At 66.1% G+C, this 26,276-nt stretch carries 32 protein-coding genes; 15 read left to right on the forward strand and 17 right to left on the reverse strand.

The window, feature by feature from the left end; genetic code table 11:
* The coding region (locus tag QBJ92_RS05170; protein ID WP_277968625.1) for a GcrA family cell cycle regulator at positions 1-219 on the reverse strand (219 nt) is incomplete at its 3' end.
* Positions 220-302: 83 nt separating this feature from the next.
* On the opposite strand from QBJ92_RS05170, the gene QBJ92_RS05175 reads away from it, so the two are divergent.
* The 7 genes from QBJ92_RS05175 to queE all read left to right on the forward strand — a co-directional run bounded on the left by QBJ92_RS05175 (position 303) and on the right by queE (position 6,933).
* Positions 303-1,157, forward strand: a complete 855-nt coding sequence (locus tag QBJ92_RS05175) for an ABC transporter permease (RefSeq protein ID WP_277968626.1) — start codon at positions 303-305, stop codon at positions 1,155-1,157.
* A 357-nt stretch (positions 1,158-1,514) separates the two neighbouring features.
* Positions 1,515-2,714, forward strand: coding sequence for an aspartate aminotransferase family protein (locus tag QBJ92_RS05180; protein WP_277968627.1), 1,200 nt, complete (start codon positions 1,515-1,517; stop codon positions 2,712-2,714).
* A gap of 159 nt (positions 2,715-2,873) precedes the next feature.
* Positions 2,874-3,791: an ornithine carbamoyltransferase gene (argF, locus tag QBJ92_RS05185; protein ID WP_277968628.1), complete on the forward strand. Its 918-nt coding sequence runs from the start codon at positions 2,874-2,876 to the stop codon at positions 3,789-3,791.
* 154 nt (positions 3,792-3,945) lie between these two features.
* Positions 3,946-4,881, forward strand: a complete 936-nt coding sequence (locus tag QBJ92_RS05190) for an Hsp33 family molecular chaperone HslO (RefSeq protein WP_277968629.1) — start codon at positions 3,946-3,948, stop codon at positions 4,879-4,881.
* 82 nt (positions 4,882-4,963) lie between these two features.
* Positions 4,964-5,389, forward strand: coding sequence for a DUF3617 domain-containing protein (locus tag QBJ92_RS05195; RefSeq protein WP_277968630.1), 426 nt, complete (start codon positions 4,964-4,966; stop codon positions 5,387-5,389).
* A gap of 208 nt (positions 5,390-5,597) precedes the next feature.
* Positions 5,598-6,296, forward strand: coding sequence for a 7-cyano-7-deazaguanine synthase QueC (queC, locus tag QBJ92_RS05200; protein ID WP_277968631.1), 699 nt, complete (start codon positions 5,598-5,600; stop codon positions 6,294-6,296).
* A 4-nt stretch (positions 6,297-6,300) separates the two neighbouring features.
* Positions 6,301-6,933, forward strand: a complete 633-nt coding sequence (queE, locus tag QBJ92_RS05205) for a 7-carboxy-7-deazaguanine synthase (RefSeq protein WP_277968632.1) — start codon at positions 6,301-6,303, stop codon at positions 6,931-6,933.
* Between the two features lie 67 nt (positions 6,934-7,000).
* Here the strand turns inward: queE and QBJ92_RS05210 are convergent, their stop codons facing one another.
* The 3 genes from QBJ92_RS05210 to lipB form a co-directional block, all read right to left on the reverse strand.
* A complete protein-coding gene (locus QBJ92_RS05210) occupies positions 7,001-7,675 on the reverse strand; it encodes a hypothetical protein (protein WP_277968633.1) in 675 nt (224 codons plus the stop codon).
* Between the two features lie 238 nt (positions 7,676-7,913).
* Positions 7,914-8,177 carry a hypothetical protein gene (locus tag QBJ92_RS05215; RefSeq protein WP_277968634.1) on the reverse strand — a complete coding sequence of 88 codons (264 nt, stop codon included), beginning with the start codon at positions 8,175-8,177 and terminating at the stop codon, positions 7,914-7,916.
* Positions 8,178-8,272: 95 nt separating this feature from the next.
* Positions 8,273-8,953, reverse strand: coding sequence for a lipoyl(octanoyl) transferase LipB (lipB, locus tag QBJ92_RS05220; RefSeq protein WP_277968635.1), 681 nt, complete (start codon positions 8,951-8,953; stop codon positions 8,273-8,275).
* A 146-nt stretch (positions 8,954-9,099) separates the two neighbouring features.
* On the opposite strand from lipB, the gene QBJ92_RS05225 reads away from it, so the two are divergent.
* Both QBJ92_RS05225 and QBJ92_RS05230 read left to right on the forward strand, forming a co-directional pair.
* Positions 9,100-9,963: a hypothetical protein gene (locus QBJ92_RS05225; RefSeq protein ID WP_277968636.1), complete on the forward strand. Its 864-nt coding sequence runs from the start codon at positions 9,100-9,102 to the stop codon at positions 9,961-9,963.
* Between the two features lie 8 nt (positions 9,964-9,971).
* Positions 9,972-10,709: a hypothetical protein gene (locus QBJ92_RS05230; protein ID WP_277968637.1), complete on the forward strand. Its 738-nt coding sequence runs from the start codon at positions 9,972-9,974 to the stop codon at positions 10,707-10,709.
* Here the strand turns inward: QBJ92_RS05230 and QBJ92_RS05235 are convergent.
* The 3 genes from QBJ92_RS05235 to QBJ92_RS05245 all read right to left on the reverse strand — a co-directional run bounded on the left by QBJ92_RS05235 (position 10,682) and on the right by QBJ92_RS05245 (position 12,718).
* Positions 10,682-11,272 (reverse strand): GNAT family N-acetyltransferase, encoded by a 591-nt coding sequence (locus QBJ92_RS05235; RefSeq protein WP_277968638.1) that lies wholly within the window; start codon positions 11,270-11,272, stop codon positions 10,682-10,684. The genes QBJ92_RS05230 and QBJ92_RS05235 overlap by 28 nt on opposite strands.
* 16 nt (positions 11,273-11,288) lie before the next feature.
* Positions 11,289-12,134 carry an oxygen-dependent coproporphyrinogen oxidase gene (gene hemF / locus QBJ92_RS05240; RefSeq protein WP_277968639.1) on the reverse strand — a complete coding sequence of 282 codons (846 nt, stop codon included), beginning with the start codon at positions 12,132-12,134 and terminating at the stop codon, positions 11,289-11,291.
* A 128-nt stretch (positions 12,135-12,262) separates the two neighbouring features.
* Positions 12,263-12,718, reverse strand: coding sequence for a tRNA (cytidine(34)-2'-O)-methyltransferase (locus QBJ92_RS05245; RefSeq protein WP_277968640.1), 456 nt, complete (start codon positions 12,716-12,718; stop codon positions 12,263-12,265).
* Positions 12,719-12,908: 190 nt separating this feature from the next.
* On the opposite strand from QBJ92_RS05245, the gene petA reads away from it, so the two are divergent.
* From petA to QBJ92_RS05270, 5 genes are all read left to right on the forward strand, one after another.
* Complete coding sequence (petA, locus tag QBJ92_RS05250; protein ID WP_277968641.1) at positions 12,909-13,484, forward strand: ubiquinol-cytochrome c reductase iron-sulfur subunit; 576 nt, start codon at positions 12,909-12,911, stop codon at positions 13,482-13,484.
* 10 nt (positions 13,485-13,494) lie between these two features.
* Positions 13,495-14,799: a cytochrome b gene (locus tag QBJ92_RS05255; RefSeq protein WP_277968642.1), complete on the forward strand. Its 1,305-nt coding sequence runs from the start codon at positions 13,495-13,497 to the stop codon at positions 14,797-14,799.
* A 14-nt stretch (positions 14,800-14,813) separates the two neighbouring features.
* Entirely contained in the window at positions 14,814-15,632 is an 819-nt protein-coding gene (locus tag QBJ92_RS05260) for a cytochrome c1 (RefSeq protein WP_277968643.1), read from the forward strand.
* Positions 15,633-15,763: 131 nt separating this feature from the next.
* The gene (locus tag QBJ92_RS05265; RefSeq protein ID WP_277968644.1) at positions 15,764-16,294 is read left to right on the forward strand and encodes an adenine phosphoribosyltransferase; all 531 of its coding nucleotides are present in this window, start codon (positions 15,764-15,766) and stop codon (positions 16,292-16,294) included.
* Positions 16,295-16,375: 81 nt separating this feature from the next.
* The gene (locus tag QBJ92_RS05270) at positions 16,376-16,882 is read left to right on the forward strand and encodes a hypothetical protein (RefSeq protein ID WP_277968645.1); all 507 of its coding nucleotides are present in this window, start codon (positions 16,376-16,378) and stop codon (positions 16,880-16,882) included.
* Between the two features lie 8 nt (positions 16,883-16,890).
* Here the strand turns inward: QBJ92_RS05270 and QBJ92_RS05275 are convergent, their stop codons facing one another.
* Genes QBJ92_RS05275 through ychF form a run of 5 tightly spaced genes read right to left on the reverse strand, consistent with a single transcriptional unit; the run spans position 16,891 to position 21,818 of the window.
* A complete protein-coding gene (locus QBJ92_RS05275; protein ID WP_277968646.1) occupies positions 16,891-17,340 on the reverse strand; it encodes a MaoC family dehydratase in 450 nt (149 codons plus the stop codon).
* Positions 17,341-17,393: 53 nt separating this feature from the next.
* Positions 17,394-18,656 (reverse strand): ectonucleotide pyrophosphatase/phosphodiesterase, encoded by a 1,263-nt coding sequence (locus QBJ92_RS05280; protein WP_277968647.1) that lies wholly within the window; start codon positions 18,654-18,656, stop codon positions 17,394-17,396.
* Positions 18,657-18,698: 42 nt separating this feature from the next.
* A complete protein-coding gene (locus QBJ92_RS05285; protein ID WP_277968648.1) occupies positions 18,699-20,288 on the reverse strand; it encodes a hypothetical protein in 1,590 nt (529 codons plus the stop codon).
* Positions 20,289-20,346: 58 nt separating this feature from the next.
* A complete protein-coding gene (locus QBJ92_RS05290; protein ID WP_277968649.1) occupies positions 20,347-20,679 on the reverse strand; it encodes a hypothetical protein in 333 nt (110 codons plus the stop codon).
* Between the two features lie 38 nt (positions 20,680-20,717).
* Positions 20,718-21,818, reverse strand: coding sequence for a redox-regulated ATPase YchF (gene ychF / locus QBJ92_RS05295; RefSeq protein WP_277968650.1), 1,101 nt, complete (start codon positions 21,816-21,818; stop codon positions 20,718-20,720).
* 189 nt (positions 21,819-22,007) lie between these two features.
* Between ychF and QBJ92_RS05300 the strand changes: the two genes are divergently transcribed.
* Positions 22,008-22,643, forward strand: a complete 636-nt coding sequence (locus tag QBJ92_RS05300; protein ID WP_277968651.1) for a hypothetical protein — start codon at positions 22,008-22,010, stop codon at positions 22,641-22,643.
* A gap of 27 nt (positions 22,644-22,670) precedes the next feature.
* Here QBJ92_RS05300 and QBJ92_RS05305 read toward each other — a convergent pair whose 3' ends face one another.
* The 5 genes from QBJ92_RS05305 to modB form a co-directional block, all read right to left on the reverse strand.
* A complete protein-coding gene (locus tag QBJ92_RS05305; protein WP_277968652.1) occupies positions 22,671-23,279 on the reverse strand; it encodes a TIGR02466 family protein in 609 nt (202 codons plus the stop codon).
* Positions 23,276-23,851, reverse strand: coding sequence for an aminoacyl-tRNA hydrolase (gene pth / locus QBJ92_RS05310; RefSeq protein WP_277968653.1), 576 nt, complete (start codon positions 23,849-23,851; stop codon positions 23,276-23,278). The genes QBJ92_RS05305 and pth overlap by 4 nt, the downstream gene beginning before the upstream one ends.
* A gap of 168 nt (positions 23,852-24,019) precedes the next feature.
* The gene (locus QBJ92_RS05315) at positions 24,020-24,700 is read right to left on the reverse strand and encodes a 50S ribosomal protein L25/general stress protein Ctc (protein WP_277968654.1); all 681 of its coding nucleotides are present in this window, start codon (positions 24,698-24,700) and stop codon (positions 24,020-24,022) included.
* A 121-nt stretch (positions 24,701-24,821) separates the two neighbouring features.
* Entirely contained in the window at positions 24,822-25,595 is a 774-nt protein-coding gene (modC, locus tag QBJ92_RS05320; protein ID WP_277968655.1) for a molybdenum ABC transporter ATP-binding protein, read from the reverse strand.
* Positions 25,592-26,275 (reverse strand): molybdate ABC transporter permease subunit, encoded by a 684-nt coding sequence (gene modB / locus QBJ92_RS05325; protein ID WP_277968656.1) that lies wholly within the window; start codon positions 26,273-26,275, stop codon positions 25,592-25,594. The genes modC and modB overlap by 4 nt, the downstream gene beginning before the upstream one ends.
* Position 26,276: the final 1 nt, after the last annotated feature.

Genomic DNA, 26,276 nt, shown 5'->3' on the forward strand with positions numbered 1-26,276 from the left:
CGCCGGAACGACCGCAGCGGCGGCGGCTGCCGCGGCCGCCTTGGCGGTGCCGTCGTTGGGCTTGACCGGCGAGGGGCGCGACTGGAGGCCAAGGCGATGGGCCTTGCCGATCACGGCGTTACGGCTGACGCCGCCGAGTTCCTCGGCGATCTGGCTCGCGGTCTGCCCTGCTTCCCACATCTTGCGCAGCATATCGATGCGTTCGTCGGTCCAGCTCATCTGCTCTCGTTTCCAATCATCTCGGGCCGCCAAATCCCTAATCCGGGTTGCGGGCGGCGTCGGCAGTCTTTAGCGACCATGCCATGAGCAGCCAGCCCCCAATCGGCGAAATTCGTACAACGGCGATGAACGCCCCCGGCGTCCCGGTCATCCGGAGCGTCAATTGGGGCGGTCTGCGAACGCTCTATATCAAGGAGGTTCGCCGCTTCTTCAAGGTGCAGTTGCAAACCGTGTGGGCGCCTGCGATCACCACGCTGCTGTTTCTCGTCGTCTTTACCATCGCAACCGGCGCGAAACGCCCGGTTCTGGTCGGCGGCGTCGAGATCCCGTTCGCCGATTTCATCGCGCCCGGGCTGATCATAAGCCAGGGGATGATGGGGCCTGCGTTCGCCAACGCGAGCTTCTCGCTGATGGTCGGCAAGATCCAAGGGACGATCGTCGATTATCTCCAACCGCCCTTGTCGACGATGGAATTGCTGACCGCGCTGGTCGGCGGCGCGATGACGCGGGCGTTCATCGTCGGGTTCGTGGTATGGCTGGCGATGGCGATCTACCCGGACGTGCACGTCACGCCGAAGCATCCGCTGGCGATCCTGTGGTTCGGGTTTCTGGGGGCGGCGTTCCTGTCGTTCCTGGGCGTGCTGACGTCGATCTGGGCGGACAAGTTCGATCACGCGGCGGCGGTGACCAACTTCGTGATCACGCCTTTGGCGTTGTTGTCGGGGACGTTCTACTCGGTCGACAAGCTCGCGCCGGCGTTCCGGGCGTTCAGCCATGCCAATCCGTTCTTCTACATCATTTCGGGGTTCCGTTACGGGTTCCTGGGGACGGCGGATTCGCCGGTGATGCTGGGGTCGGTGATCATCCTGGCGATTGATATCGTGCTCGGGCTGCTGTGCTATCTGCTGCTGCGGAGCGGGTGGCGGCTGAAGAACTGACGTTCTGCGTCTCGGGGTTGGCGGCGGTAGAAGGGTTTTATCACGCAAAGGCGCAAAGCCGCTAAGAGAAGAAAAAGGAAGGTTTCGAACGCCTTCGGCAGCGTGTGCCGAGCGAAGCTCATCCAAAACAGCCTCGCGCTCGCCCTGCTCGGTCAAGCCCACATCACCTTCTTCTCTTAGCGGCTTTGCGCCTTTGCGTGATAAATCCCTTCCTACTGCAACGCCCAGCCAGACACTCCGCCTGAGCCCGACGCGCAACCACCAACACATGGTGTTGCGCTCGCCCCCCAATCCCCGTAAAAACCGTGATCGGGCGACCGCACAGGTCGCCCTTTTGCTTTTTGAAGGAGACGCGTCGTGTCGACCCCAGCCCTGATGCCCGTATACCCACGGTGTGGCGTGCGTCCGGTGCGAGGCGAGGGCGTCTATCTCTACGGTGAGGACGGCGCGCAATATCTCGACTTCGCCGCCGGGATCGCGGTCAACGCGCTCGGCCACGGCCACCCCAAGCTGGTCAAGGCGATCGCCGACCAGGCCGCGACACTGATGCACGTCTCCAACCTCTACGGTAGCCCACAGGGCGAGCATCTCGCGCAGCGGATCGTCGAGCAGTCGTTTGCCGACACCGTGTTCTTCACCAATTCGGGCACCGAAGCGGTCGAATGCGCGATCAAGGCTGCGCGGCGCTATCATTTCGTCACCGGCAACCCGCAGCGGACCACGCTGATCACCTTCAACAACGCGTTCCACGGGCGCACGATGGGCGCGATCTCGGCGACAAACCAGCCCAAGATGCGCGACGGGTTCGAGCCATTGCTGCCGGGCTTCGCGTACGCGCCGTTCAACGATCTCGAAGCGGCGCTCGCGCTGATCGACGATACGACCGCGGGCTTCATGGTCGAGACGATCCAGGGCGAAGGCGGTGTCTCCGCCGCTACCCCGGAGTTCCTCCAGGGCCTGCGCAAGGCGTGCGACGAGCACGGCCTGTTGCTGGTGCTCGACGAAGTCCAGTGCGGCTATGGCCGGACCGGCAAGATGTGGGCCTATGAGCATTACGGCATCACCCCCGACATCCTGTCCTCGGCCAAGGGCATCGGCGGCGGCTTCCCGCTCGGCGCGTGTCTTGCGACCGAGGAAGCGGCCAAGGGCATGGTGTTCGGCACGCACGGCTCGACCTATGGCGGCAACCCGCTTGCGATGGCGGCGGGCGAGGCGATCCTCGACGTGATGCTCGAACCCGGTTTTCTCGAACATGTGACGGCGATGGGCGAGCGGCTGCGCACCTCGGTCGAGCAGATGATCCCCAACCACGACCAGATCTTCGAGGGCGTCCGCGGCAAGGGGCTGATGTTCGGCATCAAGCTCAAGGATGCAGCGGTTGCGCGCGATTTCGTCGCGCATCTGCGCGATCATCACGGGCTGCTGACGGTCGCAGCGGGCGAGAACGTCGTTCGCGTGCTCCCGCCGCTGGTGATCGAGGAGGCGCATATCGCCGAGTTCGTCCAGAAACTCAGCGACGGCGCACGGGCGTATACCGCGATGGCGGTGGCGGCATGAGCGGGTTTCCCGAATTCCTCCCCCGCGCAGCGGGGGAGGGGGACCGTGAGCATTCAGCGAACGGTGGAGGGGTTGCGACGGCGGTTGTTGCGCCCAGCCCTTACCCCCTCCGTCTCGCTGCGCTCGCCACCTCCCCCGGTGCCCGGGGGAGAATGTAAGATGCGCAATTTCCTCAGCCTGTCCGACGCCGGACCCGACGGCGTCGCCGCGATGCTCGCCGATGCGCTCGACCGGAAGGCCGCGCGCGCCGGCTGGCCCAAGGGCAAGCCGGATGCCGACGCACCGCTCGCGGGGCACACGCTCGCGATGGTGTTCGAGAAGAACTCGACCCGCACGCGCGTCAGCTTCGACATGGCGATCCGCCAGTTGGGCGGCAGCAGCATCATTCTCGATTCCGGCACGACCCAGCTTGGGCGTGGCGAGACCGTCGCGGACACCGCGCGCGTCCTGTCGGGCTATTGCGATGCGATCATGCTGCGCACCGACGATCACGAGAAACTGGAAGAGATGGCGCGGCATGCGACCATCCCGGTGATCAACGGCCTGACCGACAATTCGCATCCGTGCCAGATCATGGCCGACCTGCTGACGCTGATGGAAGCGGGCAAGCCGCTCCCCGGCCTCAAGGTCGCGTGGCTTGGGGACGGCAACAATGTGCTCGCGTCGATCATGGAAGCCGCCGGGTTGATGCAGTTCGACGTCGTGGCGGCGTGCCCACAGGGGTTCATGCCCGCCGACAGCGATGTCGCGCTCGGCAAGGGGCGCGCGCGGGTCGTGGGCACCGCAAAGGAAGCCGTCGAGGGCGCGGACGTCATCGTCACCGATACATGGATTTCGATGGGGCAGGACCACGCCGAGACCAAGCTCAAGGCGATGTGGCCCTATCAGGTCGACGCCGCACTGATGGCGACCGCCAAGCCCGACGCCAAGTTCCTCCACTGCTTGCCTGCGCATCGCGGCGAGGAAGTGACCGCGGAGGTGATCGACGGGCCGCAGTCGCTGATCTGGCCCGAGGCGGAGAACCGGTTGCACGCGCAGAAATCGGTGTTGCGGTGGTGCTTCGGGCAGATCGGTTGATTGGGGGCTGCGGGTTCCTATCTCTTTGGTTCTGTTGTCCCGTTTATCTCCCCACCGTTCGGGCTGAGCGAAGTTGAAGCCCCATGCGTGGCGCGGGCCCTTCGACTGCGCTCAGGGCGAACGGTTGGGAGGGCGTAATTTCCGCGAGAAAAACATGACCCCGCAAGCCCCCACCACCCCCGCCGACATCGATCGCGCGATCGGCTTCACCATCCCCGCGCGCCACGCCCGCGGCCGGATCGTCCGCCTCGCGCCGGTGCTCGACACGATCCTCGCGGCGCACGCCTATCCCGCCCCGATCGAAGCGTTGCTGACCGAGGCGCTGACGCTCGCCGCGCTGATCGGCTCGACGCTCAAGGAAGCGGGCGGCCAGCTCACGATGCAGGCGCAGACCGAGGGCGGGATCGTCAAGCTGCTGGTGTGCGACTATCGCGGCGGCGAACTGCGCGGCTATGTCGACTTCGACGCCGACCGCCTCGCCGAAGCGCCCGAGGAACCGACGCTGTTCGCACTGTTCGGCAAGGGGTATCTCGCGATCACCTTCGACCAGGCGGACACCGGCGAACGCTATCAGGGGATCGTCCCGCTCGACGGCGACTCGCTGAGCGAGGCCGCGGAACATTACTTCCTCCAGTCCGAACAGATCCCGACGCTGATCCGGGTCGGAACCGGCGCGGGCGGCCGGGACGGGCGCGTCGCGGGCGGGCTGTTGCTCCAGCATCTCCCCGAAGGCGAGGACGGTCGCGACCGGATCCACACCCGGCTCGATCATCCCGAGTGGGAGCATGTCGCCATCCTGGGCGGGACGATGAAGCCCGAGGAACTCGCCGACCCCGCACTGTCGCTGGAAACGCTCGTCTGGCGCTTGTTCAACGAAGAGACCGAAGTGCGCGTCCAAGGCGAGACCCGGTTCGTCCGCGGGTGCCGGTGCTCGCCCGAGTATATCGCGTCCGTCTTGGCGAAGTTCCCGCCGGAGGAACAGCGCGACATGGCGGACGAGAACGGCATGATCGTGGTCGATTGCGCCTTTTGCGCGCAAAAGTTCCCGGTCCCCGCCGCGCTCGAGATTGTTACGCCTCCGTTATTGTAAGTTCGCCCGCACTCCCCAGATAGCGACTGACCGGCCGCACTAGGCGATACGGGCACGCCGGGATCGGCACGGGGACTTCGGGATGATCGCGAACAAACGGACATGGGTACGGGCGGGACTCGCCGGTATCGGCCTGCTCATGGGCAGCGGCCTCGTCGCGGCGGTGTCCGCGCCGTCGCTCACCGCGCTGGCGCGCGTGGAGCGGGGGGAGTGGCAGTTGAAGCAGGTCGGGACCAATCCCGACACCCGCACGCTGTGCATCCGCGATCCGCGAGTCCTGATCCACTACGCGCATGAGGTCGAGCAGTGCCACCACACCGTCGTGGCCAATGACATCAACACCACCGCGATGCATTTCACGTGTCGCGGCAGCCACGGGCAGACGATCGTCAAGGTGGCGACTCCGCGGTCGTTCAATCTCGATACGCAAGGCGTCATCAACGGCGCGCCGTTCGAGGATTCGTTCGATGCTCGTTATCTCGGCCCGTGTTCGGACAAGGCAAAATAGCGCGAAATCGGCGGTACCGTTAAGACGGTCTTAACCCATTGGGCGGTAGGTCGAAGACTGCATTCCGTGATGGAAGGCTTTTCTCCTGATCTGCCCATACTCGGGCACCCCCTGGGTCGCTTACGGGCGGCCCATTTTTTTGGGGTCGTCGCCACGGCGTGCGGTGTGCTTGCGTATCACGGGGCCGGCGCTTACCTACCGGCGCATCATGACAGATGAAACGACCCCAACGGTCGCCCCCGCAGCCGTGGTGCTGGTGTCGGGCGGGCTAGATTCCATGGTATCGGCAGCGCGCGCGAAAGCGGACGGCTATCGCCTGTTCGCGCTCTCGGTCGACTATAACCAGCGGCACCGCGTTGAACTCGACGCCGCCGGCCGGATCGCGGCGGCGCTTGGTGCGGAGCGGCACATCGTCCTGCCGCTCGACTTATCGGCTTTCGGCGGCTCCGCCCTGACCGCCGATATCGCCGTGCCAAAGGATGGCGTGGCGCCGGGCATCCCCGTCACCTACGTCCCGGCCCGCAACACGATCTTCCTCAGTCTCGCGCTGGGGTGGGCCGAAGCGGCGGGTGCGCGCGACCTGTTCATCGGCGTCAACGCGCTCGATTACTCCGGCTATCCCGACTGCCGCCCCGAATTCATCGCCGCGTTCGAAGGTCTGGCCGAACTCGCGACCAAGGCTGGCGTCGAGGGCGAGCCGTTCAAGATCCACGCGCCCCTCCAGCATATGACCAAGGCCGACATCGTGCGCGAGTGCGACCGGCTCGGGCTCGACGCGGGCATGAGCTGGTCCTGCTACGACCCGACGCCGGAGGGGCTGCATTGCGGCACCTGCGACAGCTGCCGGTTGCGCAAGAAGGGGTTCGAGGACGCTGGCCTGCCCGACCCGACCCGCTACGCGGTCTGACGCGATGAGCTACGCGGTCAAGGAAATGTTCCTGACGCTCCAGGGTGAGGGCGTCCAGGCGGGGCGGCGCGCGGTGTTCGTGCGCTTTGCCGGGTGCAACCTGTGGTCGGGTCGGGAACAGGACCGGGCGGCGGCGATCTGCCGTTTCTGCGACACCGATTTCGTCGGGACCGATGGCGCCGGCGGCGGTCGCTTCGCCGATGCGGCAGCGCTGGCCGCAGCGGTCGCTGGTTTCTGGGGCGACGAGCGTGCGGAACGCTTCGTTGTGCTGACCGGTGGGGAGCCGATGCTCCAGATTGACGATGCGTTGGTCGATGCGTTGCACGGCGCGGGGTTCGAGATCGCGATGGAAAGCAACGGCACGCTTGCGGCGCATCCCGGAATCGACTGGGTCTGCGTCAGCCCCAAGGCGGGGAGCGTCGTGGTCCAGCGTAGCGGAGACGAACTCAAACTGGTGTGGCCGCAGCCGGGCAGCGATGTCGCCGAGCTCGAACGCTGGGACTTTGCGCATCACTTGATCCAGCCGCTCGATAGCGCGGAGGCGGTGGCGAACCATGCGGCGGCGATCGATCTGGTGATGGCGCGGCCACGGTGGCGGCTGACGCTGCAGGCGCACAAGACCTTGGGCTTGCGCTGACACGCTCGCTGGCGTGCCGAGGGCCGCAAGCATGGCGCTTGCGACCCCGGTCGATCCGATCAAGGGATTAGCGGAGCGTCGCTTTGAACTCTCCGCAACGCCGCGAAACCCACGCGCCGTTCTTGGTCCAGCACATCTCGTCGAACCGCGGCACCGACACGCGCGTCTCGATCCGCGGGCGGCGCGCGAAACGCTGTTCGCCCCACGGCGTCAACGAATTGCGCAGCGTGCCCATGTCGTTGATGGCGACCTTGTACAGCTCGCCGCGGCGCGCATAGGCGGCATTGGTCGCGATCTGCGACGCGGTCTGGCAGAAGCCATACTGCGCACCGACCGTGGTGAACGAGGAATAGGTGCGCGTTCCGAACCGATCCAGCGCGGCTTGGCCCGCCTTGGGCGTCTTGTTCGTGCGGTTGAAATATTTCACCAGCGTATCGAACGCGACCTTCAGCTCGTCCTTGTGATTGTTGATCATCACATTGTAGTTTTCGACGTTGAGCAACGTCGGTTCGAACTGGCACTGCAACGCCGCGACGTTGAGCGCGGACCGCAGGTTCCACAAGAGGTTCGCGCGCACTTCCAGTGGCGTCGCGCCCGGAAGCGCCAGCTGGCCCGGCTCATCGCCCTCGATCGGCGGGGCCGTCATGTCGTGCGACTGGAAGAAGAATTGCGCCGAAGCCGGGTTTGCCAGCGTGACGCTACAAGTAGCGGCCAACGTGGCCAAAATACGCAACACGGTCATTCATTCCCTCTCGATTCACGCGTCAGCGCGTACGGCCTTTCGCGGGCCTTCCCAACTCTTTTAGCGGATCGATCCATCGCAAACCAAGTCCGAATTTCCCAAACGCGGTTCGGTTGGATCAGGCGGATCGGCGCAGGCCGCGCGGTTCACCGGTCGGGCTCGAATCGAAAGGGGCCGCCCGGTTTCCCGAACGGCCCCTTCCACGATGTTTCCCGTAAGGGCTTCCCGGACGGGAAGATTACATCGCGTTCGTGGTCGTGGTCGTGGTGTTCGACATCATCATGGTGTCGTTCGACATCATGCCACCGTCGTTTGCCATCGCGCCGTCGGTCGACGTCATCGTGTCGTTGGTCGACGTTGCCATCGTGTCGGTCGAGTTCAGGTCGGTGACCATCGTGTTGTCGGTCGTCGTCGTCTCGGTCTTGGGGGTGCAAGCCGAAATCGCGATCGCAGCAACAGCGATCATCGAACCAGCAGCGACCTTGGAAATGAATGCACGCATTGGAAAGCTCCCTAGATAGAAGGATTGGTAGGCCTCGAGACCTTTAATACCCAAACCGTGGTGGACATTAGTCGTATTACGCCTGACCCTCAAGCCTAGTTTTGTCGGGCCAAAGAATGAGTTTCCAGGAACGCCGCAAGCCGTAGCGCAAGGGCCGCGTCGAAAGTTGCGAAATCGGTAGGCGCGCCAAGCGCTTCGGCACTCGTGACGGCAAAATCCGCCAGACCGCACGGGACGATTCCCGCGAAATGCGACAAATCGGGCGCGAGATTGACCGAGAATCCGTGCAGCGTCACCCACCGCCGGACGCGGACGCCGATCGCGCCGATCTTGGCCTCGCTCGCGCCCGTGGCGGACAGCGGATCGGGCGCCATCGTCCAGATCCCGATCCGCCCGGGCGCGCGAAACGCCGGGATGCCGAGATCCCGGAGCGTGGCGATCACCCAGCCTTCGAGCGCATGGACGAACTGCCGCACGTCGCGCCCCCGCTGAGTCAGGTCCAGCACGACATAACCGATCCGCTGGCCCGGCCCGTGATAGGTGTAGCGGCCACCGCGCCCCGTCCCGATCACGGGGAATTGCGGGTCGCGCAGATCCGCCGGATCCGCGCTCGTCCCGCCGGTATAGACCGGGGGATGTTCGAGCAGCCAGATCAGTTCGCGCGCCGTACCCTCGGCAACCGCCGCCGCGCGCGCCTCCATTTCGGCGATCGCTTCGGCATAGGGAACGGGGGCGGGGGCGATCCGCCATTCGATGTCGTCTGGAATATGGTCCACGCCTGCTCGATTGCGCCAGTCGCGGCGCGGGTGCAAGTCATTGGCAAGCTGTCCGGCCATGCGCTAACAGCGCGCAACTGCGCCTTGCCGAATGGACGGGCCGGGGGAACGGGCCGGTTTGGCCGGCGACGGGAGACGGCGACGTGATGGCGACGATGAGTACGGTATGGGACCGCACGACCGAGTTCCTCGGCGACAATCTCGCTTCGCTGACGCCGATCGCGCTGTTCGGCATCTTCCTGCCGCTCGCGCTGATCGGGAATTTGATGCCGCTGATGGGGGCGGTCGGTCTCGCTGGCAGTTCGGTCGTCGGCATCGTGGTCGTGATCCTGTCGCTCGCGAGCAACTGGGGGGCGGTGGCGGTGACCGCGCTTGCGCTCGACCCGGCGGCGGGGCGGGCGTCGGCGGTACGGACCGCGAACCGCCGCTTCCTGCCCATCCTGGGGGTGAACGTGATCGCGCTGGTCGGGCTGTTCCTGGTGTTCCTGCCGGCGATGGTCGGCTTTGCGATGAGCGGCATTCCGACCGATCAGATGACCGGGGACATGACCGGACCGCAGCCCTCGCTCGAAACGATCAACGCGCCGATCGTGCTGTTCGCCAGCCTCTACACGCTGGCGTTGCTGCCGGTGCTGTTGTGGATCGTCGCGCGTCTGTCGGTGATCATCCCGATCCTCGTCGACGAACGCCGTGGGCTGGGCGCCTTCGCCCAGGCCTTTCGACTCACGCGGGGCAGCGCGCTCAAGATCATGGGGGTGATGCTGCTGTATCTCATCGTTTCGCAAGTGGCGGGGCTTGCCGCGCGCATGGTCGCGGGCGCAGTGTTTGGCATCGTGCTGGGGGGATTGGGACCAATGTCGCTTTCAGGAATTCTGACCGCGAGCGTGGTCGCCATCGTCTCCACGATCTTCCTGGTGCTGGCCGTCGCGTTCCTCGCCAAACTCTACCTGGCGTTGCGCGACGCCCGCGCCCGGTCGGCCGACCTCGACGCGCCGGTCGTCGGCGCATGAAGCAGGCAATGGCACGGCTCGACGTCGTCGCGGTTCTGCGCGACGCCTGGACGATGGCGAAACGCGATCGGGACGTCCTGATCGGGGTCTGCGGCTTGCTGCTGCTCGTCCCGCAGATCGCGATGGCGATGTTCGTCGCGCGGCCCCCGGCGATGCCGACCACGTCCGAGGAAACCGCCGCCTGGATCGCGTCGGTCGAGGCGTGGTCGCAACTCTACAGCCTGCCGGTGATCGCTTTGTCGATCGTGCTGCTGCTGGGTAGCGCGACCGTGTTGGTGCTGTACCTCGACCGGGAGCGCCCGACGACGCAATCCGCCCTGATGCAGGCACTCGCGCTGTTGCCGCGGGTGATCCTGCTGTCGCTGCTGACGTCGATCCCGATCAGCCTGGGTACGCTGCTGCTGTTCCTGCCGGGATTGTACTTGCAGGGTCGACTGTTGCTCGCCCTGCCGTTGCTGGTCGCGAAACCGGGGCAAGGCGTGATTGCCGCCTTCACCCAGAGCTTCCGCCTGACGCGCGGGCACGGGCTGGTGCTGATGGGGATTGCCTGCGTCACCGTGTTGATGGGCGATCTTCTGGCGCTGCCGTTCCGGAGCATCGGCGCCGCGCTGGCGGGGGCACCGCTCGCCAACCCGGTGGTCGCCGCGATCCTCCAGATCGGCGCCGCGACTGGCGTGACGATCGGGATGGTCGCGACGCTGTTGATCCAGGTCGCGCTCTACCGCCGGTTCAGCAAGGGAATGTGAGGCGCGCTGTCAGCGGGCAGATGCCCGCTGAGGCGCGGGTCGACGAAGGTCTCGACCGTGCGGCGAATCGGCTCGAACCCCTGCTTGCGATAGAAGTTCAGCGCTGACGGGTGGTCGAGCGAGCAGGTGTGCAGCCACACCCGCGTGATGCCTTTTCCCCACGCACGGGTGAGCGCCTCGGCCATCAGCCACCGGCCGAGCCCGCGACCCGCGAGTTCCGGAATCAACGCGAAGTAAGAAATTTCGCACGCCCCGGCGACGCGGAAGTCGAGTTCGAGGAAACCGACCTCGATCCCCGCGGCGTCGACCGCGGCGTAGACCTTGACCGCCGGGTCATGGATCGTCCGCAACAGCGCCGCCTCGTCGATCACCAGCCGCGAGAACCACAGCCACGGCGCCCCGACGCGCCGGAACAGCGCGCGATACGATTCCACCGTCGGCTGCTCCCACTGCACCAGGCGCAATGGCGACGCGGGCAGCGGCCGGAGCGGCGGGCGGCGACGCATCTCGAGCGTCGTGACGACCGCCGCCACCTCGTTCTCGCGGACCGGGATCAGCCCCATGCGCAGTCGCTTCCGGTCACGACCATGTCGCGCGCGGCGGCAGGCTCATCAGGATTGCGTCGATGTTGCCCCCGGTCTTGAGCCCGAACAGCGTCCCCCGGTCATAGACCAGGTTGAACTCGGCATAGCGCCCGCGCCATTCGAGCATCTGCGCCGTATCCGCAGCCGTGAACGGCAAGTTCATCCGCCGCCGCACGAGTCGTGGGTACACATCGAGGAACGCGCGCCCGATATCCTGGATGAACGCGAAGTTGGCGTCGAAGTCCCCCTCCAGATGATCGCAGAAGATCCCGCCGACCCCGCGATGGACCTTGCGGTGCGGGATGTAGAAATAGTCGTCGGCCCATTTGGCGTAGCGATCGTAATAATCGGCACCGTGCGGGTCGCACGCGGCCTTCAGCACGTCGTGGAACTCGGCGGTGTCCTCGTCATAGGGCAGCGGCGGATTGAGATCTGCGCCGCCCCCGAACCAGCGTTTGGTCGTGACCAGGAACCGCGTGTTCATGTGCACGGCGGGCACATGCGGGTTGGCCATGTGCGCGACCAGGCTAATTCCGGTCGCGAAGAATTGCGGGTTCTCGGCGGCGCCGTGAATCGACTTGGCGAACTCGCCCTCGAACACCCCGCCGACGGTCGACACGTTGACGCCGACTTTCTCGAACACCTTGCCCGTCATCACCCCGCGGACGCCGCCGCCGCCGGGCGCACCGTCCGGGTCGGTCCGATCCCACGGCGTATAGTCGAAGTCCGCGTCCGACCCAGCCTCGCGCTCAATCGCGACGAATTCGGCGCAGATCTGGTCGCGGAGCAGCTCGAACCATGTGCGAGCGCGGGCCTGTTCGGGGTCTAGGGCGATGTCCACGGTTTGGCTGTCCTGTTGTGGTGGGGAGGGGGCTCTACTCGTCACGGTGCGCTGGGGGAACCATAGGTAAAGGTGCTTAGTGGGCTTCTCCCCATCGCGGAATCCCCACTCGCGTCAGGCATGTAGGATCATGCGGCGTCCGGGAAGCCGTTGGTCTGCCGCAAGGCCTCGGCAATCCCGATTCCCGCCGCCACCGCGATGTTGAGCGACCGCATCCCCTCCGCCAGCGGAATGCGCACCGCGACGTCGGCAAGCGCATGCACGTGGTCGGGAACGCCGCTCCCCTCGGACCCGAGCAGCAGCGTGTCGTCGGACGCAAAGGTCGCCGTATCCAGCCGCGTCCCGCCGCGCGTCGTCAGCAACACCAGCCGGCCCGTCACGGTCTGCAGGAACGCTTCCCAATCGGCATGGCGGTGGACCTGGACGGAATCGGCATAATCCATCCCCGATCGAGCGAGTGCCTTGTCGCTCCAGGTGAAGCCGGTCGGCTCGATCACATCGACGGGAACGCCGAAGCACGCGCCGAGACGCAGAATCGCGCCGACGTTGCCGGCGATATCGGGTTGGTAAAGAGCAATACGCATAGACAGAGCGCTACCACGCACGAATTGCTGTTGGCAAAATGTCGTTACGCCGTCTAACGTGGCTCGTCCCCGATCAACGCTTTGGGGGCGATCGGCAGGCAGGCACATTCGTGTCGCGCCTTCCCAATATGAACGATCGACCGTCGCCACGTAGCAGATGGGCGAAGGGCAGAGGTACAAGGGCTAGTCAATGGCAACAGTCGATTCCGCCGTGCCACTTGGGGAAGATCCCGCTCCATTTCACGAGAAAGCACCGCGCCGTCGCGACTTTCTGAACATCGCCGCGGTGGCGACCGCCGGTGTCGGCGGCGTCATCGCGATCGTCCCACTGATCAATCAGATGAACCCCTCCGCCGACGTGCTCGCGCTGTCGACCACCGAGGTCGATCTGTCGAAGATCGAGGCGGGGTCGGGGATCGTCACCTCGTTCCGCAAACAGCCGCTGTTCGTCCGCAACCTGACGCCGGCCGAGATCGCCGCCGCCGACAAGGTCGCGCTTTCCGAACTGCGTGATCCCGAAACGCTCGAGCAGCGGACTCGCGGCAAGAAGAACTGGCTGATCACTTTGGGCGTCTGCACCCATCTCGGCTGCATTCCGCAGGGCATCGTCGCAAGCGAGAATCGCGGCCAGTACGGCGGCTATTTCTGCCCGTGCCACGGATCGCAATACGATACCGCGGCGCGCATCCGCAAAGGCCCGGCACCGACCAACCTGGCGGTCCCGGAATATGCATTCACGACGCCGACAACGGTCACGGTGGGTTGAGGATAGAACGATGAGTTTTCCCTGGGCCAAACATTACGCGCCGCAAAACGGCTTTACCAAGTGGATCGACGAGCGCCTGCCGCTCCCGCGCCTCGTCTATGGCGCGGTCGGTGCGGGCTATCCCGTGCCGCGCAACCTCAATTACTTCTGGAACTTCGGCGTGCTCGCGGGCGCGGCGCTTGGTATCCAGATCATCACCGGCATCGTCCTCGCCATGCATTATGCGGCGAACGGCGGGGTCGCGTTCGATTCGGTTGAGCACATCATGCGCGACGTCAACGCCGGCTGGTTCCTGCGCTATGCGCACGCGAACGGCGCGTCGATGTTCTTCATCGTCGTCTACATCCACATCTTCCGCGGGCTCTATTACGGATCGTACAAGGCCCCGCGAGAGATGATCTGGCTGCTCGGCGTCACCATCTTCCTGCTGATGATGGCGACCGCGTTCATGGGCTATGTCCTCCCCTGGGGGCAGATGAGCTTCTGGGGTGCGCAGGTCATCACCGGCTTCTTCTCGGCGATTCCAGTTGTCGGCGAGACGATCCGGATCTGGCTGCTGGGCGGATATGCGCCGGATGATGCCGCGCTCAACCGCTTCTTCTCGCTGCACTATCTGCTGCCGTTCGTGATCGCGGGCGTCATCATCATGCACATCTGGGCGCTCCACATTCCGGGGTCGAACAACCCGACCGGGGTCGACGTCAAGGGTGAGCAGGACACGGTCCCGTTCCATCCCTATTACACCGCGAAGGACGGCTTCGGGCTCGGCATCTTCCTGCTGATCTTCGCCTGCCTCATCTTCTTCGCGCCTAACTATCTGGGCCATCCGGACAATTACGTTCCGGCCAACCCGCTGCAGACGCCGGCGCATATCGTGCCCGAATGGTATTTCTGGCCGTTCTACGCGATCCTGCGCGCCTTCACGGTCGACTTCATCCTGCCGGCCAAGCTGTGGGGCGTGCTCGCGATGTTCGGGTCGATCCTGCTGCTGTTCTTCCTGCCGTGGCTCGACAGTTCGCCGGTGCGCTCGTCCAACTATCGCCCGGTGTACCGGACGTTCTTCTGGGTGCTCGTCGCGGACGTGCTGATCCTGGGGTATTGCGGCGGCTCGCCGGCCGAGCCGGTGTACGTGATCCTCAGCCAGATCTGCGCGGCCTATTACTTCGCGCACTTCCTGATCATCCTGCCAATCATCGCGCGGACCGAGCGTCCGCGTCCGCTGCCCAACTCGATCACCGAGGCTGTGTTGGCGGGCAAGGGTGGCACCAGTCCGATGCATACCGCGGTCAGCGGTAGCCCGGTTCCGGCCGAATAAGGGGCAATTCGAGCATGATCCGCTACATATCCTGGGCCGTCGGCGCTGCCTTCGTCTTCGTCCTCGCGCTGGCCCTGTTCAGCTCGGTGTCGGGACTCATCACCGACCCGGTCGCGCCGACCGCGACTGAAGAGTTCCACAAGCATCCCAAGGAGCTGTCGCTAGCGTCGAACGGCTTCTTCGGCACCTACGACCAGCGCCAGCTCCAGCGCGGACTTCAGGTTTACAAGGAAGTCTGTGCGAACTGCCATTCGCTCAAGCACGTCGCGTTCCGTGACCTGACCCAGCTCGGCTATTCCGCCGGGCAGGTGAAGAAGTTCGCGGCGGACTGGGCGGTCAAGGCGGTCGATATCGACCCCAAGAGCGGCGACAAGGTAGAGCGCCCCAACACGCCCGCCGACAAGTTCCCGACGGTCTATTATCCCGGCCTCGGCAACCCGCCAGATCTCTCGCTGATCACCAAGGCGCGGCATGAGGGCACTGCCTACACCTACTCGCTGCTGACCGGCTATGCCGACCAGCCTGCCGAGCTGCTCAAGAAGTTCCCCGACGCGAAGACGCCGGACGGGCTGTATTACAACCCGTATTTCGCGAACCTCAACATCGCGATGCCGCCCCCGCTGACGCAGGACGGCCAGGTGACTTATCTCGACGGGACCAAGTCGACCGTCGACCAGAATGCGAAGGACGTTTCCGCCTTCCTGACCTGGGCAGCGGAACCCAACCTGCCGGCACGGCATGGCGCAGGCATCGCGGTGGTGCTGTTCCTGCTGGTCTTCTCCGCGCTCGCTTACGGCGCGTATCAGAACATCTGGCGCGACATTAAGCACTGAGTTCGGTCGAACCAGCGATCACAGGGCGGCCCGGAAAGACTTCCGGGCCGCCCTTTTTTGCGTGAACGGCGTCCACCTTGCGGGTAGGAGGCACGCTCGGCACTTGCCGGAACGACAAGGGAAGCTCGGCCGTGAACGATGACTTGAAGGCACTGATCCGCACCATTCCCGATTTCCCCAAGCCGGGAATCCAGTTCCGCGACATCACGACGCTGCTGCTGAATGCCGAAGGGTTCGCGACCAGCATCGCGCGGATGGCTGCGGCGACGCTGGGCCCGGTCGACCTCGTCGCCGGGATCGAAGCGCGCGGCTTCATCTTCGCCGCGGCGCTCGCGGTGCCGTTGAAGGCGGGCGTCCTGTTGATCCGCAAGGACGGCAAGCTCCCCGGCGTCACCATCGCGGAGGATTACGCGCTCGAATATGGCACCGACCGGATCGCGATGCATGAGGATGCCTGCGCACCCGGCAAGCGCGTGCTGCTGGTCGACGATCTGATCGCCACCGGCGGCACCGCGAGAGCGGCGGTACGGCTGTTGCGCAAGGCGGGGGCCGTGGTCGAGCAGGCGCAGTTCCTGGTCGACCTGCCCGATCTGGGCGGCGCCGACGCGCTCCGCGCCGAAGCGCTGTCGGTCGATTCGCTGGTCGCATTTCCGGGGCACTAGCCGCCGCGCGGAACGTCGCGCCGCGCGAGCGGTTCTATCCGGAGACGCTCGACCATCGCCGAGCACCTTTCGGAGCTCGCCATGTCGTTTCGCTTCCCCCGGCCGATGGCCAAACTCGCGATCGCGGTCGCTGCCTTCGGGTCGACGCTCGGGCTTTCCGGCTGTGCGGACGGCTATGGCTATGGCGGCGGCTATGGCGGGGTCAACGTCGGCTACGCCAATGCGGCGTGGGACCCCTATTATGGCGGGTACTCGGGCAATCCCTATTGGGGCTGGAACGACAATTTCTATTACCCCGGCACCGGTTATTACGTCTTCGATCGCTCCAACCGGCGCTATCGCTGGAACGCGCAGCAGCGCGGCTATTGGCAGGGGCGCGCGCAGGGCTGGCGCAGCGCGCGGCGGGAAATCCGGCCGATGTGGCGCGACTACGGGGTCCGCGGCGGTCCCGGCATCGGTAGTCCCGGAATCAGTGGCCGCGAGCGCTTCGGCAACCGCGGCCCCGACGGCAGCCGCTTTGGCGGCCAGCGCTTTGGTGGCGGGCGGTTCGAGGGCCGGCGTCCGGGCGGTGGCCGCCCCCACCGCTGACCAAAGCGTCAGTCGACCGGGCGGGTTCGGATCAGCCCGGTCGACACGAACGTCATCACCACCACGTCGTCCTGATTGAGCACCGTCATCTTGCTGCGGTAACTCCCCATCTCCGGACGGCTCCGCGATGCACGGGTATCGAGGATCTCGGTTTCACAGCGCAGCGTGTCGCCCGGATAAACCGGCTTGAGCCAGCGCAGCTCGTCGATCCCGGGGGAGCCCAGCCCGGCTTGCTGGTTCGCCTCCAGATTGGCGACCACCATCGCCATCGTCATCGCGCAGGTATGCCATCCGCTCGCCGACAGCCGCCCGAAGTGGGTCGTTGCGGCGGCTTCGTCGGAGAGGTGGAACGGCTGCGGATCATAGCGTTCGGCAAACGCCATCACCTCTTCGCGCGTGACCTTATACTCCCCGAACGCCTGCTTGGTGCCCGGGACGATGTCTTCGAAATACTGCATGCCGCGAGTGTTCACCGGTCACCGAGCAAGGGCAAGCGTTGATTTCATGACGGTCACCGGTGCGGTCTTGAACCCCGCAACGCCCCCCGGAACGGTGCATCGTCCCCATCCAGCGTCGTGTCCGCCGGCAACCCGATCAGGTCGCGCAGCAACGGCGCGACATCGACATTGTCGAACCCCGCAAGCCCCCCGAGCGGCTTGATCGCGGGGCCGCTGGCGATGAACAGCGCCGCCATCTCGGGCGCCGCCGGGTCGAAGCCGTGCGTGCCGCCCGACACCGGATGGTCGATCGGCGCGTCTCTGGTCAGCGCGAGCCAGCCGGTTTCGGCAAGGCACACAAAGGCCGGGACGCGCGCGTTCTGCCCGTAATGGAAGCGTGTCGGGACCTCGCCCTTCCGCCAGCATTGCAGATGATCGTGCGCGCCCAGCAGCGTGCGCGCGACCTCTGTCTCATGCCCCGGCGCGGGGTTCAGCCCGACATACGGTCCGTCGGTGATCGCCTTGAACGCGCCGGGTGGCAGCATCCGGTCGATCCGCACGACGCGGTCGGCGCTGATCGGGGCCATCCCATGATCCGCGACGATCACCAGATTGGCGGGCTGTCCCAGCGCCGCCAGCCCGTCGCGCAACCGCCCGATCGCGGTATCCACGTCCCGGACTGCGGCAGTGACGTGGCGATCGGCGGGGCCGTACTTGTGGCCGGCGCTGTCGACCGCATCGAAATACAGCGTGAGGAAGTGCGGGCGCGTCGCCGCCGGGCGGCGGAGCCAGTCGATGATCGAATCCACCCGTTGGCGCGCGTCGACCGCATGCGCATATTGCTGCCAGTCGTCGGGGCGGATTCCGTTGAAGTCGACGTTCGACCCCGGCCAGAACATCGTCGCGCTGCGGATCCCGGCCTTTTCGGCGGTGACCCACAGCGGTTCGGCTTGCGTCCACCAGAACGGGTCGTCGGTCTGCATCGTGAAGACCTCGCCCGGGCGCCGCGCGTCCTCCATGCGGTTGCCGACGATCCCGTTGCGATCGGGCCGCAGCCCGGTGACCAGGGTGTAATGGTTCGGAAAGGTCACCGACGGAAACGACGGGCGCATCGCCGCGCTGATGCCACTCGCGGCGAGCGCGTCGAGGTTGGGCGTGACGCCCCGGTCGCGATAATCGGGGCGGAAACCGTCGATCGAGATGAGGATCGTCATCGGTGCGCGCGCCGCCTCCACCGCAACCTTGGGCTCCCGCGGCGGCGCGTTGACCGGCGCCGTGGCGCAGGCTTGCAAGGCGGCGCACAGCGCCGTGGCGATAATACGGGTAGGCCAACGCATGCCCCGCCCTAGCGCGGCAACAGTGTCACAACCATGACGGTTTCATCGCGCGAGCGACACTTTTGCAAACAGGCTGAGGCTGACCGGGAAGCGTCCATAGGCCGCGTCGAGCACCCTCGGTTTGGCATAGATGCCGACCGCGCCGCCCACCGCCAGATCCAGCGGCCCGACCAGCGGCAAACGGTAGGCATAGCCCCCCTCGAGCTTGCCGACCCGGAACTTCCGGTCGTGCAACGGACTTGCCGGATCGGGAAACAGCTCGTCATTCGCAACGCTTTCCCCACGCCCGAACAGCGTATCGTGCCGGTTGACGTCCCAATTCACCTCCGCGAGCCAGGCGCTCAACACGCGCCCCGGCAGCTTGTGCTTGGCGGAATAGGCGAGCAGCGTGGCGACCCCGCCGCGCGCATATTGCACGCTCGCGGTGGTGCGCGCTTCGTTGCGGAAGGCTTCCAGCTGCTCCGGGCTCTTGAGCCGTCCGTGGCTCGCCTGCACCGCCCAGGCGGGGGAGGGGGTCCAGGTCGCGCGGACGCTCCACGAATCGAGCGATGGGCGTTCGATCGCCCAGCGATACTGGTCGGGCTCGCGCCCGCGAAACGCCGATGCCTCGATCTGCCAGCGCGGCGCGGCATAGCCCGCGGTGACGACACCGTAGGCGATGTGCGTGCTGTCGAACCAATGGTGCGTGATCGGCGCCATCGGCTCATAGGTGGCGGAGGCACGGTGCATGAACGCCGACGGCCCGAGCGCGGGTTCGGCGACCGGGCCGCCATAGAGGAACACAGCACCCTTGCCCGCATCGACATCGACGCGCGCGGCGAGTTCCATGAACAGGTCATGCGGATGCTGCCGGTCGATCAGCGGGTTGACCCCGTCGGCGGTCTCGCCGGTCGCGAACAAATTGGGATAGCCGGCTTTGCCGATCAGCGGTTCGAGGCTCATCATCGTGCGCAGCTGCAACCGCGCGCCGGTCCCGAGATCGCGCGCGGCGGACAGCATCGCCATCGATTCGACGAACGCCATGTTGGCGCCGCGCGGGCCGCCCTGATCGGTATAGGTGCCCCACACATAGCCGTGGAGCATCACCCCCCAGTCGCCCAGCATCAGATGCTCGCCCAGCATCTGCCCGGCATTGCCGGGGTTGCGCGACGTGCCCGAACCTTCGCCATAAGCGCCGTCGAACGGGAGCATGGTCATGCCGGCCATGTCGTGCCCGGCAGGCATGGCGTGCGCGGCGTGGTCCATCGCGGGTTGCTCTGGTGAAGCGGTCGCTTGCCCTTCCATCCGGGGTTCGGTCGTCGTTTCCATCGGCATTGCGTGCCCCGCGTGCGGATCGACGGTCTCCCGCCCGATCGGCTCGGGCTGAGGGGCTGTAGAGGTGCCCATGGGCATGTCGTGTCCCGCGTGCGGATCGACGCTCTGCGACGGTGCGTCGGCCTTTGCCGCAGCAGCGCGCGGCGCCGAACGGGAAACGGGGTGCGTGTTGGCGGATTTGGGCTTGGCCTTCGGCTTTGGCTTGGGCGCGTCCATCTTCATGCCGGGCATCATCCCGGGCATTGCATGTTGCGCGTGCGCCGCGGACGGCAACAGCGCGGCCACGGCACAGGCCGTGACCAGCAGGGGTCGGTTCATCAAAAGTCCTTCGCGAAACGATACGGTCGCCGCGCGCGCTGTCAGCGCGCGCAGTACGTCAGACCGTTGGTCGCGGAGGGGGCAGGATCGGGGGGGCGCTGAGCCCCGCTGGGAACGCGCTTGCAATGATCGCACGGCGAACCGCGCCGTAAGCGACGGGCGCCGTCATCGGGCGTGGTGCGATCGATGCGGGCGGGATGCACCCGATGCACATGTGCGGCACGACGCCGCGTTCGTCGGAAGCGGGCACGCCGTGATGCGGGGCTTGATGGCCCGCATGCATCATCGCCATTGCGGGCGGCACCACTGGCGCATCATGGCACGGCGCGTTCGCCAGCGCCGGAAAGGCGAAGGCGAGCAGCAACAGCGCAAGGATCATCCGGGCGAACACGCGCGCACTAGTACGCGCGCCGTGCCCGCCCGGCAACATCACACGTTGAAGCGGAAATTGAGCACGTCGCCGTCGTGGACGACATACTCCTTGCCTTCCTGCCGCAGCTTGCCCGCGTCGCGCGCACCGGTTTCGCCGCCCAGCGCGATATAGTCGTCAAAGGCGATCGTCTCGGCGCGGATGAAGCCGCGCTCGAAATCGGTGTGGATCTCGCCTGCCGCCTGCGGGGCCTTGGCGCCGGCATGGACGGTCCAGGCACGCGCTTCCTTCGGGCCGACCGTGAAGAAGGTCAGCAGCGAGAGCAATTTGTACCCGGCGCGGATGACGCGCGCGAGCCCGGTTTCCTCGAGCCCCAGTTCGCTGAGGAACTCACCGCGTTCCGCGGCGTCCATCGTCGCGATTTCGGCCTCGATCGCGGCGGAGACGACGACCGCCTGCGCGCCCTCGGCCTTGGCCTTTTCGAATACGCGCGCGGACTGGCTGTTGCCCTCGGCGGCGCTCGCCTCCTCGACGTTGCAGACGTAGAGCACCGGCTTGGCGGTGAGCAGCTGCGCCTGGGCGAACACGCGCGCCTCATCCTCGTCCTTCGGCACGGTCAGCCGCGCGGGCTTGCCTTCGCGGAGTAGTTCGAGCGCCTGGCCGAGCACGGCCGCGCCGATCTTGGCTTCCTTGTCGCCCTGCGTCGCCTTCTTGGCGAGGTTGGGGACGCGCTTCTCGAGGCTTTCCAGGTCGGACAGCATCAGCTCGGTCTCGACCGTCTCGGCGTCGGCGATCGGGTCGACCTTGCCCTCGACGTGCGTGACGTCGTCATCCTCGAAGCAGCGCAGCACGTGGACGATCGCATCGACCTCGCGGATGTTGCCGAGGAACTGGTTGCCGAGCCCTTCGCCCTTCGACGCGCCGCGCACCAGCCCGGCGATATCGACGAACCCGAGCTGCGTCTCGATGATCTTGGCCGACCCGGCGACCGCAGCCAGCTTCGACAGCCGGTCGTCGGGCACGCCGACGTTCCCGACGTTGGGCTCGATCGTGCAGAACGGGTAATTGGCAGCCTGCGCCGCAGCGGTCTGCGTCAGCGCATTGAACAGCGTGGACTTGCCGACATTCGGCAGCCCGACGATCCCACAGCGAAATCCCATGATGGTCCTTGAAGCGCAATTTTGAAGAGGAAGCCCGGGCGATAGGGCTTCGCGCGGCGAAACGCCAGCATGTCGCACGCACGGCATGTTTCGGCGGAACCAACCTTCCGGTCAAACGATTGATTTGCATCAGCTTGTCCGCCCTTTTCGGGTCGGACTTTGCGGGATTATCACGCGGGGACGGTGTAAATGCGGGGACCATCGGTCTGGTATGTTGGTCTGGGGTTCGTGCTGACGTCGTCCGCCGCCATCGCGGCGCCGTCACCGCGGTTCAAGGCAATCGTGCTGCCGATGCAGGCGGCAGCCCCCGCCGAGGGGATCAATGCGTCCGTTGGATCCGGCGTTCTCGCAGGCGGGGCGGGGGAAACGGCTTTGGGGCATGATGCCGCACGGCCACCCTACGATCTGCGGCTCGTGCAGCGCGACGACGACAGCCTCAAGACCACGCTCAAACGCCGCTTTCGGGCACGCGGGACCGGGATGCGCGATGCCTATGTCGACGGCGACAGCGGTCTGCGCATGTCGATCGGCAACAGCTACCACATGACGTACCGCGCGACCTCGCGGATGCCCGGATCGCGCGGCGCGGCGCGCCGCGGATCGAACGTGGTCAATTTGCGCGACGGGTTCGAGGGGTACGCCCCGGTCGCGCTCGCGGGCTACGACCGGTTCGTCAGCGACCGGATGAAGATCGGCGTAGAGGGCGGGATGATGATCGGTCGCTCGACCGCAATGTATGCCGACGAGACGATGCCCGGCGCGGGCAGCACCGACCGCACCGCGCGCAACCCGGTCGCCGACGTGGTGATGACCTACGCGTTCTGAGGGGGGCGTTCCGGCGCCCCCGCCAGATCACGACCAGCGGTAATTGAAGCTGATGCTGATCCGCTCGCTCTTGGCAAAGCTCGGCGCGACTTCGTGGCGCAGCCAGCTCTCCCACAGGAACACGCTGCCCGCCGCGGGCTCGACATAGACGAAGCTGCGCTGCTCCTCGGCCGCATCGGGAAGGCGCGGTGGCGCGGCCATCATCATCGGCAACCGCGGATCCTCGAGCTTCAACGCGCCCGATCCTTCAGGCACCGCGATATAGACCGTGCCCGACACCACGCTGTGCGGATGGACGTGCCCCGAATGCGTCCCGCCCGGCTTCATCACGTTGACCCACAGGCTGTCGAGCTTGAGCTTCCCGCCCTGCAAGTCGAACGCGCACGCTTCCGCAAACTTCGCGACATGCTTGTTGAGCAGTTTGACCAGATCCGCGAACGCCGGGTCGCGCATCGGCAAGTCGTTGAGCGACGCATAGGAGGTATAGCCGCGATAGCCATGCGCCTTCGACCAGGTCCGCCCCGCGCGATCCTCTTCCGACAGCAACCGGCACGACCGGTCGAGATCCGCGACGAGCGCCGCATCCTTGAGCTTCGCGTCGTAAAAGGGCGTTGCGAACAACGAGCGGACGGTCATTTGCGGTCTCCAAGCCTGAGCGCGACGTCGCTCATGAATCTCTGGTCGTCGCCCGCCGCAAGCCACGATGCCTCCGCCGCGATCGCGCCGAGCACGTCGCTGAGCGGGTCCATCTCGGCCTTGGCGTAATTGCCGAGCACATAGGGCGACACCTTGTCCTTGTGGCCGGGATGCCCGATCCCGATCCGCACGCGGCGGAAGTCTTCGCCGATATGCTGCGCGGTCGAGCGGATGCCGTTATGCCCGGCCGCACCGCCGCCGGTCTTCACCTTGACGCGAAACGGGTCGAGATCGAGCTCGTCATAGAAGACCGTGACGTCGGCGGGGGTGAGTTTGTAGAAGCGCATCGCCTCGCCGATGCTGCGGCCGCTTTCGTTCATGAAGGTCGCGGGCTTGAGCAGCAGGATCTTCTCGCTGCCGATCCGGCCGTCCTGCGTCCAGCCCTGGAACGCCTTCTTCACGCTGCCGAAGCCGTGCATCTCGGCGATCGTGTCGACCGCCATGAACCCGACATTATGCCGGTTGAGCGCATAGTGCGCACCGGGATTCCCGAGACCGGCCCAGAGTTGCATGTCGTGTTCTGCCTGCCCTCATTCTCTCGTCCCGTTCGTTTCGAGCGAACGGGCAGGAAGACGCTGAAGAGTGAATTCGTAAAAAAGGGACAGCCTGCCGGACGCACGCGCCGCAGACTGTCCCCCTTTCCCGTCCCTCTCCGCATAAGCCGGAAAGGGCGCTCGGGCTTACTCGCCCTTGTCGTCCTCGGCAGCGGCTTCGCTCGCTGCTTCGGCTTCGGCTTCAGACGACTGCGCTTCGGCAACCGCTGCTTCCAGTTCCTCGTCCGCTGCGGTCGGGACCGTCGGCGGCACGATCGTGGCGATCGCGAAGTCGCGGTCGGCGATCGACGGCTCGACGCCCTTGGGCAGCTTCACGTCGGAAATGTGAATCGATGCGCCGACTTCGAGGCCTGCGAGCGAGATGGTGATCTCGCCGGGGATCTCGGCTGCGTCGCAGACGACTTCGATTTCGTGACGCGTGACGTTGAGCACGCCGCCGTCCTTCTTGATGCCGGGGGCTTCGTCTTCATCAGTGAAGACGACCGGAACCGCGACGGTGACGGTCGAATGCGCGCCGATCCGCAGGAAGTCGACATGGACCGGACGCTCGGTGACGACGTCGAAGGTGACGTCCTTCGGCAGGGTGCGAACCTGGTTGCCACCGGCGTCGAGCATGACGACCGAATTCATGAAGTGACCCGTGTTGAGCAGACGCATCAGCGCCTTTTCCTCGACGTGGATCGACAGGGGTTCCTGCTTGTTGCCGTAGATTACGGCGGGGACGCGGCCTTCACGACGAAGCAAACGGGAGGCTCCCTTGCCAACCTGTTCGCGCGTCTCGGCTGCGAGCGTCATCTGTTCGCTCATTGCAATGCTCCGAAATACTGGAAGTGGTGTCTCCGGCCAAGCCTCCAGGGATGACCCTGACCGAAGCGCGAGCGCATAGGCGAAGACGGCGCAAAAGGCAAGATGAGCGCGTGGCCGGGTGTCAGCGGTCGATCGACAGCGTGATCGTGTCGCCCGGGCCGATTGCGGAAGACGGCACCCGCAGCAGCACCCCCGTTTCGTCGCGCCCGACCACTTGCGCGCTGACAGGCGCACCGCCGACGATGGCGGCATCGCCACGCGCGACGACGCGCCCCTGCTCCAGCAGCACGACATGGTCGGCGACCGCGCGAACTTCGTCCGGACTGTGCGTGACATACAGCATCGGCAGCGCGAAATCCGCCTTGAGCCGCGCGATATAGGCCAGGATCTCCGCCTTGCGCCCGCCGTCCAGCGCCGCGAGCGGCTCGTCGAGCAACAGGAGTTCGGGCTGGCTGAGCAGTGCGCGACCCAGCGCGACCCGCTGGCGTTCGCCACCAGACAAGTCGCGCACGCCGCGCGTCAGCAGGTGTCCGATGTCGAGCACCGCGACGACATGGTCGAACCCGATCCGGTGCGGCCTGGGCGCCCGCTTCAGGCCGTAGCGCAGGTTCGCCTCGACACGCAGGTGCGGGAACAGTCGGGCGTCCTGGAACACCCAGCCGATCCGTCGCGCCCGCGGCGGGACGTTGATCGCTTCGGCACTGTCGAACAGCACATGCTCGCCCAGCACGATTCGCCCGGTGTCGATCGTGGTCATCCCGGCGATCGCGGCGAGCGTCGTGCTCTTGCCCGCACCGGAAGGCCCGAACAGCGCGGTCACGCCGTCCGCGGGTCCGTCGAACGCGACGTCGAGGCTGAAAGCGCCGACGCGCTGCTGGATCGCGATCGAGATCATTGCCCGCCCCGCCGCCGCCCATAGGCGAGCAAGGCTTCCGACAGCAGCAACGCCAGAATCGCGACGCCGAAAGAGATCCCCGCCAACCGCAGCGCGACCGCCTCGCCCCCCGGCTGCTGGAGTGCGGCGTAGATGGCGAGCGCGAGCGTCTGGGTTTCGCCGGGAATGTTGGCGGCGAAGGTGATGACCGCACCAAACTCGCCCAATGCGGCGGCAAAGCCGATCACCGCCGCCGCAATCAGCCCGGGGGCGGCGAGCGGGAGCGTGACCGTTACCGTCCGGTCCCAGAAACCGGCGCCCAGACTGTCCGCGACCGCCTCGATCCGCGGGTCGACCGCTTCGATCGCTTGCCGGCACGCGCGGAGCATCAGCGGGAACGCCATCACCCCCGCCGCCAGCGCGGCGCCGTTCGCGGTGAAGATCAACTGGATGCCGAACCCCGCGAGGACGTGTCCCAGCGGCCCGTCATTCCCGAACAGCAGGATCAGCACGAGGCCGACCACCACCGGCGGCAGGAAGAGCGAGGAGTGCAGCACCGCATCGAGCAAGGTCCTGCCAGGGAAGCGCGTGCGCGCCATCATCCACCCCGCCAGCAAGGCGAGCGGCAACGCGCCCAGCACCGCCCGTCCGGCGATCGATACGCTCAGCGCGAGGACGTCCCATTCGGCGGCGGTCAGCACG

Source organism: Sphingomonas echinoides, from assembly GCF_029623395.1.
Taxonomy (GTDB): Bacteria; Pseudomonadota; Alphaproteobacteria; order Sphingomonadales; family Sphingomonadaceae; genus Sphingomonas; species Sphingomonas echinoides_A.